15 protein-coding genes are annotated in these 14158 nt (G+C 43.6%); 5 read left to right on the top strand and 10 right to left on the bottom strand.

Annotated features, from left to right (window positions below; genetic code table 11):
* Positions 1-77 precede the first annotated feature (77 nt).
* A complete protein-coding gene (locus A142_RS25585; RefSeq protein WP_277815630.1) occupies positions 78-200 on the top strand; it encodes a hypothetical protein in 123 nt (40 codons plus the stop codon).
* 269 nt (positions 201-469) lie between these two features.
* Complete coding sequence (locus tag A142_RS17615; protein ID WP_017067743.1) at positions 470-706, top strand: YdcH family protein; 237 nt, start codon at positions 470-472, stop codon at positions 704-706.
* A gap of 260 nt (positions 707-966) precedes the next feature.
* Here the strand turns inward: A142_RS17615 and glpD are convergent, their stop codons facing one another.
* From glpD to A142_RS17590, 5 genes are all read right to left on the bottom strand, one after another.
* Positions 967-2526: a glycerol-3-phosphate dehydrogenase gene (gene glpD, locus A142_RS17610; RefSeq protein WP_029405758.1), complete on the bottom strand. Its 1560-nt coding sequence runs from the start codon at positions 2524-2526 to the stop codon at positions 967-969.
* A 270-nt stretch (positions 2527-2796) separates the two neighbouring features.
* Complete coding sequence (locus tag A142_RS17605; protein ID WP_004732237.1) at positions 2797-3582, bottom strand: DeoR/GlpR family transcriptional regulator; 786 nt, start codon at positions 3580-3582, stop codon at positions 2797-2799.
* 275 nt (positions 3583-3857) lie between these two features.
* Complete coding sequence (gene glpK / locus A142_RS17600) at positions 3858-5378, bottom strand: glycerol kinase GlpK (protein ID WP_019827051.1); 1521 nt, start codon at positions 5376-5378, stop codon at positions 3858-3860.
* A 59-nt stretch (positions 5379-5437) separates the two neighbouring features.
* A complete protein-coding gene (locus A142_RS17595) occupies positions 5438-6292 on the bottom strand; it encodes an MIP/aquaporin family protein (protein WP_019827050.1) in 855 nt (284 codons plus the stop codon).
* A 448-nt stretch (positions 6293-6740) separates the two neighbouring features.
* Positions 6741-7172: a PACE efflux transporter gene (locus A142_RS17590; RefSeq protein WP_019827049.1), complete on the bottom strand. Its 432-nt coding sequence runs from the start codon at positions 7170-7172 to the stop codon at positions 6741-6743.
* Positions 7173-7302: 130 nt separating this feature from the next.
* On the opposite strand from A142_RS17590, the gene A142_RS17585 reads away from it, so the two are divergent.
* Entirely contained in the window at positions 7303-8190 is an 888-nt protein-coding gene (locus A142_RS17585; RefSeq protein ID WP_019827048.1) for a LysR family transcriptional regulator, read from the top strand.
* Between the two features lie 112 nt (positions 8191-8302).
* Here A142_RS17585 and arsB read toward each other — a convergent pair whose 3' ends face one another.
* The 5 genes from arsB to A142_RS17560 form a co-directional block, all read right to left on the bottom strand.
* Complete coding sequence (gene arsB, locus A142_RS17580; RefSeq protein ID WP_019827046.1) at positions 8303-9358, bottom strand: ACR3 family arsenite efflux transporter; 1056 nt, start codon at positions 9356-9358, stop codon at positions 8303-8305.
* Between the two features lie 102 nt (positions 9359-9460).
* A complete protein-coding gene (locus tag A142_RS17575) occupies positions 9461-9802 on the bottom strand; it encodes an ArsR/SmtB family transcription factor (protein ID WP_016794841.1) in 342 nt (113 codons plus the stop codon).
* Between the two features lie 196 nt (positions 9803-9998).
* Positions 9999-10406: a hypothetical protein gene (locus tag A142_RS17570; protein WP_019827045.1), complete on the bottom strand. Its 408-nt coding sequence runs from the start codon at positions 10404-10406 to the stop codon at positions 9999-10001.
* 34 nt (positions 10407-10440) lie between these two features.
* The gene (locus A142_RS17565) at positions 10441-11094 is read right to left on the bottom strand and encodes an START domain-containing protein (protein ID WP_019827044.1); all 654 of its coding nucleotides are present in this window, start codon (positions 11092-11094) and stop codon (positions 10441-10443) included.
* The gene (locus A142_RS17560; RefSeq protein WP_029405757.1) at positions 11091-12254 is read right to left on the bottom strand and encodes a glycosyltransferase; all 1164 of its coding nucleotides are present in this window, start codon (positions 12252-12254) and stop codon (positions 11091-11093) included. The genes A142_RS17565 and A142_RS17560 overlap by 4 nt, the downstream gene beginning before the upstream one ends.
* Positions 12255-12521: 267 nt before the next feature.
* Here A142_RS17560 and A142_RS17555 point away from each other — a divergent pair, with 267 nt between their 5' ends.
* Complete coding sequence (locus A142_RS17555) at positions 12522-13319, top strand: Cof-type HAD-IIB family hydrolase (RefSeq protein ID WP_019827042.1); 798 nt, start codon at positions 12522-12524, stop codon at positions 13317-13319.
* A gap of 179 nt (positions 13320-13498) precedes the next feature.
* Complete coding sequence (locus tag A142_RS17550; RefSeq protein WP_019827041.1) at positions 13499-14146, top strand: DsbA family oxidoreductase; 648 nt, start codon at positions 13499-13501, stop codon at positions 14144-14146.
* Positions 14147-14158 lie beyond the last annotated feature (12 nt).

The raw sequence follows: 14158 nt of genomic DNA, 5'->3' as shown, positions 1-14158 counted from the left end.
GTAAGGTTTTAGTTAATGGCTGAGGTGTCTGCGCCTTTAAATACTATGCTTTAGTCATGACAAAAAGAGGATTTATTATGAAATGGCTTATCTTATCTGTAACGCTATTATTCTTGGCAGGATGCCAGTCGACAGGGTCTCAAGAAGCACAAGTCGGTGACGACATGAACCGAGTTCATACTCAAGGGTGCAGCAGCTAATCTCTTTTTTGAAAATACTTTTTAGCTGCTGTTATTATCATTTCTGTCACTGTTCTTATAAAGAACTCACCTTTACAAAGCCTTGCGATTACGTGAGGCTTTCTTCTATGTAAAACAACGCATCTCTACCGATTTATGTTGTAAATTTGTGAATCTGAATTGTCTATATTCTATGCTGTGTACTGGATCTCATTTGTTATTTGACTCCCTTGCTAAGGTTAATAATGAATGCGTAATACCAATCACTTTACTCAACTTAAGAGGTTTCTATGCTAGGTGAAAATCATTCTCTTGTTCACGAATTTCCTGAAATGAAAGATAAAATTGCTGAGCTTGTTAAAACTGACGATGGCTTTGCAGCAGACATGAAGACGTACGACAACCTTGATAAAGAGATTCGTAAGCTTGAGCTGAAAGATTCACCCATTGATGACGGCTCGATGCACCAACTGAAACATGATCGTTCTGTACTGAAAGATGCACTGCATGCTCGTTTAACTGGCTAGTGAGCTGGTAATTTTGCTGATTAGCTAAATGGCGAATTGCAGACTTAGACAAAAAAACTCCTTCGGGAGTTTTTTTCGTTTCTGCGTTCCAGTCTCTATCTCAACGCATAAGAATATTTGGATACAATTAACCGTAGATATAGGCAAACTCAATTAGCACTAAGGTTTTGTTAATAGGGTGGATATAAAAAAAGCTTAGCGCGGGGACGCTAAGCTTGATTGTTAACTATGTTCTTGAACCATGTTTAGGCTAGTTGGATTTAGCCTACTTGAGAAAAGCTCACTACTTTGCTTTGTAGTTTCTCTTTCAGGTAATCCGTTACTGCTTGCTGCTCTGATTCACTCATGTACAGGCCAAGCTTGGTTCTGCGCCACAAGATGTCTTCGTCAGTCATCGCCATCTCTTCATTGATCAAGTAATCGATTTCAACTTGATAAACGCCATGCGCTTCGCTTGAGAACTGAATGCCTAGGTCAGCTTCGCTATTTGCGCCTTCCAGTAGCTTCCATGTGTAGGTACCAAATTGAGTCACGTAGCGAAGTAATAGCGCTTCAGATGCCCAAGGGTATTTAGTGTGGATCATGGTCGCCAGTTGCTCTCTGCTACAGCTGAAGTTACCGCCTGGAAGCGTGTTGTTGGCTGTCCAAGGCGCACCCATGTTGGTTAGGTGTGGTTCTAACTTCTTAAGTGCTGCTTCGCCTAGTTTACGGTAAGTGGTTAGTTTGCCGCCGAAGATCGAAAGCAGTGGTGCTTGATCTAGCTCTGCGTCTAATTCCAATGTGTAGTCACGAGTGATCGCTTGCGGTGAATCAGATTCGTCGTCACAAAGCGGTCTTACGCCACTGTATGTCCAAACCACATCTTCACGGCCAAGCTGTTTAACAAAGTGTTGGTTAACAATATCAATCAAGTAATCCACTTCGACATCATCAATTGCGACGTTACGTGGATCGCCTTTGTATTCAAGGTCGGTAGTACCGATGATCGAGAACTTATCTAGGTAAGGGATCATGAACACAATACGATTGTCTTTGTTTTGTAGAATGTACGCTTGTGGTTCGTCATGGATTCGTGGCACAACAATGTGTGAGCCTTTGATTAAACGAATGTTACGAGGCGAAGCCTGCTCCAATCCATCATCAAAGAATTGCTTAACCCAAGGGCCTGCTGCATTCACTAGCGCTTTTGCTTTACGTTCAAAACGTTGGTTTGTCATGACATCAAGGATCGTCACATGCCAGATACCGCCTTCACGGTGCGCTTTTTCAACTCGGCAGTAGTTACGAACTTCTGCGTTGTTCTCTTTCGCCGCTAACACGTTGAGCAATACCATGCGCGCATCATCTACCCAGCAATCTGAGTATTCGAAACCTGTTTTCATTTCTGGCTTCAGTAAGCCTGATTTAGCCAAGTTCACCGTTTTACTTCCAGGAAGTGTGGTGCGTTTACCCAAGTTATCGTAAAGGAATAGGCCACAACGGATCATCCAAGCTGGGCGTAAAAATGGTCGATGGGGTAAACGGAAACGCATTGGCTGAGCAACATGAGGTGCTTTTCTTAACAATACTTCGCGTTCTGCAAGCGCTTCCGAAACCAAACGAAACTCGTAATGTTCAAGGTAACGTAAACCACCGTGGATCAGTTTTGAACTTGCAGATGAAGTAGCAGAAGCAAAATCATTTGCTTCGTATAAGCCAACGTTGAGACCACGACCTGCTGCATCTGCTGCGATACCTGCACCATTGATGCCGCCGCCAATCACGATCAAGTCTAAAGTGGAAGATGTACTGTTGTTTGAATTATTTTGTTGAGCACTCATGATTTTGACCTCTTGCTGAGCGAACGAGCATTTTAGAACATAAGTGAATCCTATCTTAACTTTCGTTTGCGGTCATTTATTATTTTCGTTTATGCGCGTTTTATGTGATTTGGACATAAAAAAACCTCTGCTTATGAAAGCAGAGGTTCAAATAAATCTAATTCGAGCATAGAAGCGACACTGGTAGTGAGCAAGTTTTACTTTTTTAACTTTTCTATAAAGAATCGTGATTCGTTTAAGAAAATGGCTTCACTGAGCACTTATGTTGAGTTATTCGCTCACAGGACGAGCGGTATCGATCACTTCTAATGGTATTGCTGAATCTTTAAGGATGTTGAGAATCTCTTCCGGTGGTTGTTTATTAGTAAACACCATGTGCGCCTGGGAGATATTGCCGAGCTTAACCATCGCATTGCGGCCAAACTTTGTGTGGTCGACGGCTAAGAAGATACTGCGGCTGTTTTCGATGATGGCTTGTTTCACTCGAACTTCGTGGTAATCAAAATCGAGCAGTGAGCCATCAAAGTCGATGCCGCTGATACCCAAAATGCCGAAATCGAGGCGGAACTGCTTCACGAAATCGAGTGTCGCTTCGCCGACAATACCACCATCGCGGTTACGTACTTCACCGCCCGCCAAGATAACCTTGATCTCTGGGTTCGGTAGAAGGATGCTCGCAACATTGATGTTGTTGGTGACAACTCGTAATTGTTTGTGATTTTTGTTGAGTGCGCGGGCGACCGATTCTGGTGTAGTACCTATATCAACGAATAGGGTTGCGCCATCTGGGATGTGTTTAACCAGTTCGTCTGCAATCACGTCTTTTTCGTTGAAGTTAAGCGCTTTACGCGTGTTATAAGAGGTGTTTTCCGAGCTTAAAGGAATGGTTGCACCACCATGATAGCGACGAATTTTGTTGCTATCGGCCAGTTCATTGAGGTCTCGTCTGATGGTTTGTGGGCTGACATCGAACTTTTCAACGAGCTCTTCGGTACTCACATATCCTTGTGTTTTTACCAGATCTACAATCTGCTGGTGTCTTGGTATCTGCTTCACTTAACTTACCACTCCCTGCGCGCAAAGGGCTCTAGCGCGTCAAAATCGAAAATATAAACTCACGCTATTGTGCTCGAATTGATGAAAAGAGAGAAGTAATGATGGTAAGGAATCATGTCTAAACCGCAAAAACGCTGCTCAAAACATGGAATTTGAGCCTGAAACGCAAAAAAGAGCACAAAATAGTGCTCTTTTTAGTTTCGTTTGCTGAGGTTCGAACAATCTAATCGACTAAGAAGGGATTATTCGTGCTCCTCTGTTAACTCACGCTTAGATTACTCTTCGTCGTCATCGTGCAGTTCAGACCAAACCTGTGCACACTTGATAGCACGTTTCCAACCTTTGTAACGGCGGTTACGCTTCTCCTCGTCGTGGTGTGGTATGAAGGTGCGGTCAAGAACGGCTTTGTCTTGAAGCTCGTCGATGCTGTCCCAGAAACCAACCGCTAGGCCAGCAAGGTAAGCGGCACCTAGAGCGGTTACTTCCGTTACTTCAGGACGGTGAACTTCAGTATCAAGCACGTCTGATTGGAATTGCATTAGGAAGTTATTCGCTACTGCACCGCCATCAACACGTAGTTTCGCTAGCTTGATGCCCGAGTCCGCTTGCATCGCGTCTAGTACGTCACGAGTTTGGTAAGCAATACCTTCCAGCGTTGCACGGATGATGTGGTTAGAGTTAACACCACGAGTTAGGCCGACAATCGTACCGCGAGCATAAGCATCCCAGTATGGCGCGCCTAGGCCAGTAAATGCAGGAACCACGTAAACGCCGTTTGAAGAGTCTACTTTGGTTGCGAAGTACTCAGAGTCTTCTGCACCAGCCAGTAGCTTCATTTCATCACGTAGCCATTGGATTGATGCACCGCCCATGAATACTGCACCTTCAAGTGCGTATGCAGGTTCGCCTTTAGGACCACATGCCAGTGTGGTTAGAAGGCCGTTTTTCGATGTGACTTTCTCTTGGCCCGTGTTCATTAGAAGGAAACAACCCGTGCCGTAAGTGTTCTTAGCTTGGCCTGCTTCTACACACATTTGACCGTAAAGTGCCGCTTGTTGGTCACCCGCAATACCCGCGATTGGAATACGAGTACCGCCTTTACCACCAAGGTTCGTTTGACCGTAAACCTCAGAAGAACGCTTCACTTCTGGCATCATTGATGACGGGATACCCATCTCATCAAGGAGCTTTTGATCCCAACATAGGTCGTTGATGTTGAACAACATAGTACGTGACGCGTTAGTGTAATCCGTAACGTGAACACGTCCTTGAGTCATCTTCCAAACCAACCAAGTATCAACCGTACCGAACAGTAGTTTGCCAGCTTCAGCGTCTTCGCGAGCGCCTTCAACGTTGTCTAGAATCCATTTTACTTTTGTACCTGAGAAATACGGGTCAAGGACTAAACCTGTATTGTCACGTACGTAGTCTTCTAGGCCACGCGCATTAAGGTCTTCACAGATATCTGCTGTACGGCGACACTGCCATACGATTGCGTTGTAAACCGGTTTGCCAGTTTCTTTGTTCCAAACAATAGTGGTTTCACGTTGGTTAGTGATACCAATACCCGCTAGCTCGTCGCTGCGAATGCCTGCTTTAGCGAGTGCTTCAACCAATGTAGAGCTTTGAGTTGCCCAGATTTCCATTGGGTCGTGCTCAACCCAACCCGCTTTCGGGTAAATCTGAGTGAATTCTCTTTGAGAAGAGCTAACGATGTTTGCATCGTGGTCGAGGATTACAGCGCGAGAACTTGTGGTGCCTTGGTCTAGGGCAACAATGTATTTTTGCTCGGTCATGGTAAGAATCCTTTTTCTTTCGTTATTTATATTTTAGTAAATGTAAGGTCGCTTAGGGATTAAGCTTGAGCTTGTTCAGCTTCTTGTTCTGTTTCACATTGGTTTGGAATTGTGCAGCCTTGGCCTTCTACTGGTAGGTAAGCACCGATAACACGTGGGTACAACCAACCACCAAAACACGCACCAGCAATTGGAGCAAGAATTGGAACGATGAAGTAAGGAATATCACGAGCACCGCTTAGTGCGAAATCCCAACCTGCAAAGTAAGCAAAAAGTTTTGGCCCAAAGTCACGAGCAGGGTTCATCGCAAAGCCAGTCAGTGGACCTAAAGAACCACCAATTACTGCGATAAGAATACCGATCAGTAGAGGATTCATTGCACCGCGAGATGCGCCGTTGTTTTCATCACCTAACGCTAAGATAGCGAACATCAAAACAGCAGTAATCACAAATTCCACAGCAAAAGCGCCAAAGAAAGAGAGTGAAGCATGTGGGTATGTTGAGAAAATACCTGCTGTTGATAGTGCGTCTTGGCTGCTACGAACAAAGTTATGCGCAATTTCGTAATCAGTAAATAGGTTGCTGTACAGGCTGTATACCAGCGCAGCAGAGCAGAATGCGCCAAGCAGTTGCGAAATGATGTAAGGCACCACTTTCGCTTTATCAAAGCCATGGAACATGGCCAGCGCGATGGTTACCGCCGGGTTAATGTGTGCGCCAGAAACGCCAGCAGTACAGTAAATTGCAATCGCAACACCGAAGCCCCAGATGATGCTGATTTCCCATTGTCCGAATGTCGCACCGGTTAATACCAGAGCGGCCACACAGCCAACGCCAAAGAATATGAGTAATCCTGTACCGATAAATTCAGCCAAGCATTGCCCAAATAAAGAAGGGTGTTTGTTTGTTGTCATGTTCGAGTCCTTTTTAGTTTTGCTTATCTAGCACGTGTATTGTGCATATATTTGCGAACTCGAAAATAAACGAACATCAAAAGTGAGCGTTTGAGCATAAAATTGTTAATTAAAGTCACTTGAAATGTTAATCCGAACACTTTTGCTCGGAAAAGATGCTCGCATGAACGTCATTGCTCGAATTGATAGGTTGCGAAGCCGCTCAAACTACCTATATGTAAATGAATGCGCAACTGGTACGAGGAGTTTGTATTCGGATTTGTGATGCTACTTCGTGAGTGGTGGATAATTAGACTTAATTAGGGAGGGCTGTGTGATGTTTTTGCTATGTAACAAGGGCGTTAACAAATGCGCTTATATGCATAAATGAATAAACTGCCAACTAAGTTGTAGTTTGGCAGTTTCAATTTGGATGTTTGTTCTTGTTATAAGTTAAGAACTTACAGCTCTAAACCAGAGCTGCAACTTTTCCTTTCGAAACCAATTGAGCTCGGATTGAGTCATACGCCCAGTTGAATGCTATCGCGTACAGCACGAAGAAGATAACAATTCCGATATCCATTACTAGTACTGTCCAGAAATCGAGTTGAAGTACCCACATCAGTAGCGGGAACGTCACCAGCATCAAACCCAGTTCGAAACCTAAGCCGTGCAGAATACGTGTTTTCGTGGTTCTTTCGCTTCGGTCTGTTCCGTAAATTTTGTCGTAGCCATAGTTGTAAACGTAGTTCCAAGCCATTGCTATCAATGATATTGCGAGCGCTAAGCCTGCCATTTCACCTGCGCCATTTCCTGTAACATAGGTTGCAAGCCCTGCCATCAAAACCAAAGCAACCAATTCAAATAGCACCATGTGCAACATGCGTTCTTTATGTGACATTTTTCTAACTCTCTTTACGATTAAATAGCCGCCTATGGGCTAATGACTTGGCTAGATAATATCTACTTAAGTGATAATATAAAGATTGTTAGCATCACATATAATGATAGTAAGTTTTGGGAGAAACCGAATGTACAACATTGAACAACTGAAAATGTTTGTGTATGCCGTTGAATTAGGATCATTTTCTGCCAGTGCTCGTCATTTGGGTAAGGTACAGTCGGCGGTGAGCCAAGGCATCAGTAATCTTGAAATAGATTTTAATGTTGAGCTTTTTGATCGTTCGACTCGAAAGCCTTCACTAACCAAAGCGGGCGAGCAGTTATTTAAACAGGTGAAAGCGATCGTGCTTCAGGTTGAAGATCTGAATGTGACGGTTAATGCGATGGGGAGCGGTGAAGAGGGGCTCATCAAAATTGCACTAGATGATTCATTGTTGGTCCCAAACCTATCTAAGATCCTTAGTCGATTTAGCAAACAATTCCCTGCGACTGAAGTTGAGCTGGTTGCGTGTACCACAACAGAGGTCAACCCTTTAATTATCGAAGAGAGAGCAGACATTGGGCTGATGTTTACCAATTTGGCTTTTGACGTCGGCTCTGAGCCTTGCTTTATTGGTCACTTACCGTTTATTGCCGTGTGTCACCCTAGTCATTCGCTCGCAAAAACAGGTGTCGCGAAATTGTCCGATTTACTCCCGCATCGACAGTTAATGTTGAGGGGAGATAAAGGTAAGGGGATGGATCAGTTCCCGCTGATTGCCGGTAAGGTATGGTGGTCAAACAGCTTTATTGTTATCAAAGAGGTGGTACTCGGCAGTGATATTGGCTGGGCATACTTACCTAAGCACCTCGTCGAAGAGGAGCTGAATAAGCAGCGTTTAGTGGAGATTAATGTCTCATTCGATCACAAAACGTGGTCGCCACCCGTTGATCTTGTTTTGTCTAAAACACGCTCGAAAGGCCCAGCATTGCTTTGGCTTGAACAAGCATTGAAAGGCCTATTAGACGAAACGTAAGCTGGGCGAGACTTAAATTGGGTCAAACTAAATAAAGAAAAGGCTCACCGTTTAACGTGTGAGCCTTTCTGTTCAAAGTGATGCAGCTTTTTGTTCGCTCTAGCTCTAGATGCTAGACGTTAGGTTTAACTGTTTGACCATTGTAATACTTGTCTTTCATCTTAAGCGCCACGTTCACTAGGTAAATCAACACAGGTACTTCAATCAGTGGACCGATAACACCGGCAAACGCTTGGTCTGAATTGATACCGAATACTGAGATAGCGACAGCAATAGCTAGCTCGAAGTTGTTACCTGTTGCTGTGAACGCGATTGATGCGTTCTTGTCGTACTCAATGCCCATCTTCTTACCGATGAAGAAGCTGATGAAGAACATAGCCGTAAAGTAGATAGTCAGTGGAACCGCGATCAATAGTACATCCATTGGCAATTCAACAATCATTTCGCCTTTCAGGCTGAACATCAGAACGATGGTTGCCAGTAGTGCAATCAGTGTGATTGGAGAGATACGTGGAATAAACACATCGTTGTACCATTGCTCGCCCTTTATCGACACCAGGATCTTACGGCTTAAGAAGCCCGCTAGGAATGGGATACCTAGGTAGATAAGTACGCTGTGTGCAATATCGATCATTGAGATATCAACCAACATACCTTCGTAACCGAATACCGGAGGAAGAACGCTGATGAACAACCACGCCATAAAGCTGTAGCTTACCACTTGGAACGCGCTGTTCAGAGCAACCAACGCCGCACCGTACTCTTTATTACCGCCGCCGATGTCATTCCAAACCAGAACCATCGCCACACAGCGAGCAAGACCAATTAGGATTACGCCAACCATGTAACCTGGGTGATCACCCAAGAAAGTTAGTGCCAGTACAAACATCAGAATTGGGCCGACAAACCAGTTCATGATCAAAGATAGTTTGATCGCTTTCTTATCTTTTACCACGGTGCCTAGCAGGCTGTAGTTAACCTTAGCCAGAGGTGGGTACATCATTAAGATAAGGCCAATTGCCAGTGGAATGTTGGTTGTGCCAACAGACATTGATTCGTTCCACTGTTCGATTTGTGGGAACAAGGTGCCAAGCAGTACACCAATGCCCATGGCGATGAAGATCCACAGCGTTAAGTAGCGATCGAGAAAACCTAATTTTGGTTTCATTATATTATCTCTTTGGTTGTTATCGTTAATCGTCGAAAAGCGATATTTAAAGGCAAAAAATACGCCTAGTTTATTGTGTTCGACAAACTAAGCGTGGTTAATCTATTTTAAAATGGTGTCGATAAGCGATTCAAATTGCTGAATATTATCTCGGTTAATGCGATAGCACATCTTCGGTGGTATCGATTCAGCAGTGATGAAGCCTGAGGTTTTCAAGATTCTTAGGTGCTCTGATACTGTTGATTGAGCCAAACCTAATTCACTCACCAAGTCACTGTTCAAACAGCCGCCCGATTTTTCTAACGTTGAAAGGATACTCAATATACGAACTCTTGCCGGGTGAGCGAGCGCTTTCGCTAGAGTTGCCATTTGCTTTTCAGCTTCGACATCACCATGTCCGATTGGCAGAGCACAGCCACCAGTTGTAGAGCAAGTTTCGTTCATATTGATGTTTCGCTTTTCATAATCGTTAAAAGACGATTAATAGTAAGCCCATTTTATATAAGGGTCAATGCTCGGTGTCAATTCGGTCCGATTTTAACGGACGATTTAGTTATGGTGGTTGAACTTAGTGATGGCTCAACCAAGTAAAATGGCGTTTAATGTCGATTAAATGCCACTTTACTTTCTGGATTATGCTCTAGTTGAGCACGGTATAGCCTCGATTGATCATGCAGTTACGATTAACTTGAAACTTCTGCTGCTCAGATAGCTCGGCGGATTGTCTTTTTTGAGCTTCGTGCTTTAAAGCACCGCTGATAATACCGATGCCAGCGCCAGCTTTTGCGCCATCATGACCACTCCCGCCAGACACCGCTCCACCTAACGCACCAAGCGCAGCTCCCTTAGTGGTTGAGCCCACAATATACTTTCCAAGAGAGTCAACTTCCTCAGGCCTAACTTGCTTAGCGTACTGTTCACATTCATATATGTCTGCATGATATTGTGTTTCATCAATGCCTTTAGTATCAACAATGACTTGATTTGCAAATACTGCACTTGATACCGTTAATAAGATCGCAGCAAAAGGAGTGAATTTAATTTTCACACTGTATACCTCTAGAGTGTTTGTTGTGTTTTGATTATTTATAGTCTTTGATGAAATCAAGAGTATGAGCGATATAATCTTTTGAATTCAATATTTTAGATAGCCCTAGGAGCGTGTTGTAAGGTTGAGATACAGCGACCATATTGATTAACCAAGATGGGATAGATCCCCCAGGGTCACTCAATACTTGATAAGAAATATGAGTTGTTTCTTTATCTATTGGTGTGAGAACCCAGCGAGACTCGAGCTTTGCGACTCGAATCACTTTCTTGTTGTTTGGAAGGTAATTCGGTTTCCCATGTTGTTCGATTGTGACTATTAATGTGTTTGGTTCCTGGCTAATTACGTTCTCGACAATGGCTTCACGATCTGAGACAGGCCAAGGCGCTTTTGTATAGGTTTTAGTGATAGTATGAGCATCGCTAAAATGTTTGATTTCTTCCATTTCATCAATGTTCTCTACCCATTGAGTGCCTACTGAAGTATCCGTAAACAAAGCGATGATTGAAGTAAGATTGGCTTGGATATCAGCTTCTGCCCGAAAATCCTTCAAGTCGTTACCTTCAACTTTTCGATTGTAGACTTCGATGCCTTGCTTATTACGTACGAGCTTCCACTCATTGCCATCCGACGCTAACACTGAAAAAGACGTCGCAACCAGAATGAAAGTTAGAATCTTGCTGATCACGACAGTGCTCGTCCTTTCCAAGTGATTTTATTGCTCTTTGACAAGCGATAACTGTTGAGAATCAACAAACTTTGCAATGAAATCCCCAAAGGCACGGTTAGCGCATAACGAGCTGGTATAAAGAGTTCTTTGATCAAAATAAGATAAGTGACAATGGACGCGAGCAACATCAGAGCATTGATCGCTAAGGAGTAGGTATTGATTGATGAAGGATCTCCGATGAAATGGTGAGTTGATACAAGCAGCATCACCGGGGCAGCCCATGCAATGATATTCGTTTTGATGAATTCACCAAGTACTTGGAATCTTGATTGGCAATTTACAATAAGATTCATATTTTTGGAGAAGCCCGCCCAAATTGAACCAAAGTCTGAATACATATGAGTACTCATGAGCTTGTCTGCAAAAGCCCAAAACGCTTTTAGTCCGCACATCTTCATGAGTTTTGCAAAAGCGATGTCTTCGGATATCTCATTCGCTACCGCAGTATGCCCACCTACCGCATCGTATGACTTTCGTGTAAAAAGCATGGCTTGGCCGTTAGCAATGGCGTCTGCTTTTGACTTGTCGTTTGCGTTCTTGAAGTTCATGTAAGACGCGATTGAAAGAAATATGCCGGGTAAGGTGATTTTCTCAACGGTTGATGTGAATGCTTGCCTAGGGTTGAACGACAGCAAATCCGTTTTGTGTCTTGAGGCGAAATGGATAACGCTCTGTAGCATCAAGGGTTCAGACTTTGTATCAGCATCGATAAAATACAAATACTCACCCGTTGCTTGCTGTGAGCCCACCATGCAAGCATTACTTTTCCCTAGCCAATTGGGTGGTAATTTCCTTCCCGATATGCAGCGAACGTTAACACTCGATACGTCGATTAGCGTATCAACAATGGCCCTTGTCGAATCAGTAGAAAAATCATCAACCACGATGATTTCAAACCTGTCTTTTGGGTAGTTTTGCTTCATTAGCGAACTGAGGCTGGTCTCAATATTATCTTCTTCATTTCTCGCAGGGATAATAATGGACACGGTTGGCCACTTGGTTCGGTTCAACGAAATTTTAGGCGTAATGTGAACGCGATGGCGCGCTAAATTGGCAAGTGTGATTAAAAACTTGATGGTAACGATGCAAAACAAAGTCGAAGTGATAGCTAGAATCATGATTACAGTGGTCAACAAATAAAGTGATAGAGGTCTAAGGATCGTATAGCCTTGAGGGGTTTTGTTCACCTCTGGTATGTAGGACTCAATCATTCAAAGCGACATGTCGGTTAGCTCAGTTTTGCGTTTGAAGCGATTTATTAGAGCTCAGAAATAAGCATTGCATTCACTGGCTACTCTAGCGATATAATCGAACGCAGAACCGTTACAAAAGATAACGAAAATCATAATTTACATTTTAATTTTTACTTATAGGTAAGCCCTGAAATGCCACAACAGAACATCAAATTTATCGCTGCTGATATGGACGGCACTCTGCTTAATGAACACGGAAAGCTAGACCCAGAATTTTTTAATATTTATGAGCGTTTAGAAGCTCAAGACATTATTTTTGCTGCGGCATCGGGTCGTCAGTACTACAGCTTGATGGAAACCTTTGCTCCACTTAAAGATCGCATGATGTTCATTGCTGAAAACGGCACATTGGTGATGCATAAAGGGCAAGAGCTATACAGCTGCTTGCTTGATACCGATGCCATCAAAGAGATCATTAAAGAAGCGCGTGCTATTGAAGGCGCACATGTGGTGCTATGTGGTAAGAAATCGGCGTACATTGAAACCAAAGATGAGCGTGCTCTAGCGGAGATCTCTAAGTACTACCACCGTCGTGAGCAAGTAGAAGACTTACTGGCGGTAGAAGATGAATTTATCAAGGTTGCTATCTGTCACTTCGACGGTTCACAAGAGAAAGTGAACCCAAGCATCAATGCTAAGTTTGGTGAAAACTATCAAGTGGTTGTCAGTGCGAAAATTTGGTTGGATGTGATGAATGCTGAAGCATCGAAAGGCGCGGCGATTAAACATCTACAAAACACACTCGGTTTCACTTTCGAGCAGACCATGAGTTTTGGTGATTATCTGAATGACTACGAAATGCTTAAAGAGAGCTACCACTCTTACGCAATGGAAAACGCACATCCAAAGCTGAAAGAGATCGCTCGTTTTGGCGCACCAAGTAACGTTGATGCGGGTGTGTTCCAAGTGCTAGAGAAGCTGCTAGCGTAACGCAGTTCAGCTCAATCCGATTTTTATCAAAGCCAACTCGTTAACATGAGTTGGCTTTTTTGTTCGCTAATGTTTAGTTAGTTAAATTTGAACGAGTGTTCAGTTTATTGTAGTCTAATCAAAAAGATGGGTATCCACTTCGAATTGGATACGCCTTAGCAACGATATTTGGAATGATTATGAGCAATAAACTTCAACTCGATATTATTTCTGACGTAATGTGCCCGTGGTGCGTGGTCGGTTACAAAAACTTGGATCAAGCCGTTACAGAACTTGGTTTAGAAAGTCAGATTGAACTTGAATGGCAGCCGTTTGAGCTTAACCCTGATATGCCGCAAGAGGGCGAGAACCTGCGTGATCATATCATGAGAAAATATGGTTCTAGTGCAGAAGAGAGTCAAAGCTCCCGTGAACAGTTGGCTGCTCGCGGCAAAGCAGTCGGTTTCGATTTCAACTTCTATGACAGCATGAGAATGGTCAATTCACGCCACCTGCATGTGCTGCTCGATTTTGCACTAGCGCATGGTAAACAGACTGAGTTAAAGCTACGCTTTTTTACGGCTCACTTCACCGAGCAGAAAGACTTGTCTGACCTTGAAGTCATTATACAAGAACTTGAAGCGGTTGGGCTCGATTCAACGAAGGCACTGAAGCGCCTAAAAAACACTGAAAACTTGAAGCAAATTGAAGCGCAAGAGTTTGAATGGCAACGCATGGGTATTTCAGCGGTGCCAACAGTGGTATTCAATCGTAAAAGTGCGGTAACAGGTGCTCAGACGGTAGAAACGTACAAGCAAATCCTTCAAGAGATTATTGCTGAATCATAAGCCGATCGTTGG

The organism is Vibrio splendidus 12E03 (assembly GCF_000272105.2).
Classification (GTDB): Bacteria; Pseudomonadota; Gammaproteobacteria; order Enterobacterales; family Vibrionaceae; genus Vibrio; species Vibrio splendidus_I.
Note: the sequence above shows the minus strand (reverse complement) of the source record. Positions and strands in the feature narration are given on the sequence as shown.

Coding starts and splice junctions, on each gene's coding strand:
- A142_RS17575 (WP_016794841.1), bottom strand. CDS start 9,802: ATGAACGAAACTTGCTCTACAACTGGTGGCTGTGCTCTGCCAATCGGA.
- glpD (WP_029405758.1), bottom strand. CDS start 2,526: ATGAGTGCTCAACAAAATAATTCAAACAACAGTACATCTTCCACTTTA.
- A142_RS17590 (WP_019827049.1), bottom strand. CDS start 7,172: ATGTCACATAAAGAACGCATGTTGCACATGGTGCTATTTGAATTGGTT.
- A142_RS17560 (WP_029405757.1), bottom strand. CDS start 12,254: ATGATTCTAGCTATCACTTCGACTTTGTTTTGCATCGTTACCATCAAG.
- glpK (WP_019827051.1), bottom strand. CDS start 5,378: ATGACCGAGCAAAAATACATTGTTGCCCTAGACCAAGGCACCACAAGT.
- A142_RS17585 (WP_019827048.1), top strand. CDS start 7,303: ATGTACAACATTGAACAACTGAAAATGTTTGTGTATGCCGTTGAATTA.
- A142_RS17615 (WP_017067743.1), top strand. CDS start 470: ATGCTAGGTGAAAATCATTCTCTTGTTCACGAATTTCCTGAAATGAAA.
- A142_RS17595 (WP_019827050.1), bottom strand. CDS start 6,292: ATGACAACAAACAAACACCCTTCTTTATTTGGGCAATGCTTGGCTGAA.
- arsB (WP_019827046.1), bottom strand. CDS start 9,358: ATGAAACCAAAATTAGGTTTTCTCGATCGCTACTTAACGCTGTGGATC.
- A142_RS17555 (WP_019827042.1), top strand. CDS start 12,522: ATGCCACAACAGAACATCAAATTTATCGCTGCTGATATGGACGGCACT.
- A142_RS17550 (WP_019827041.1), top strand. CDS start 13,499: ATGAGCAATAAACTTCAACTCGATATTATTTCTGACGTAATGTGCCCG.
- A142_RS25585 (WP_277815630.1), top strand. CDS start 78: ATGAAATGGCTTATCTTATCTGTAACGCTATTATTCTTGGCAGGATGC.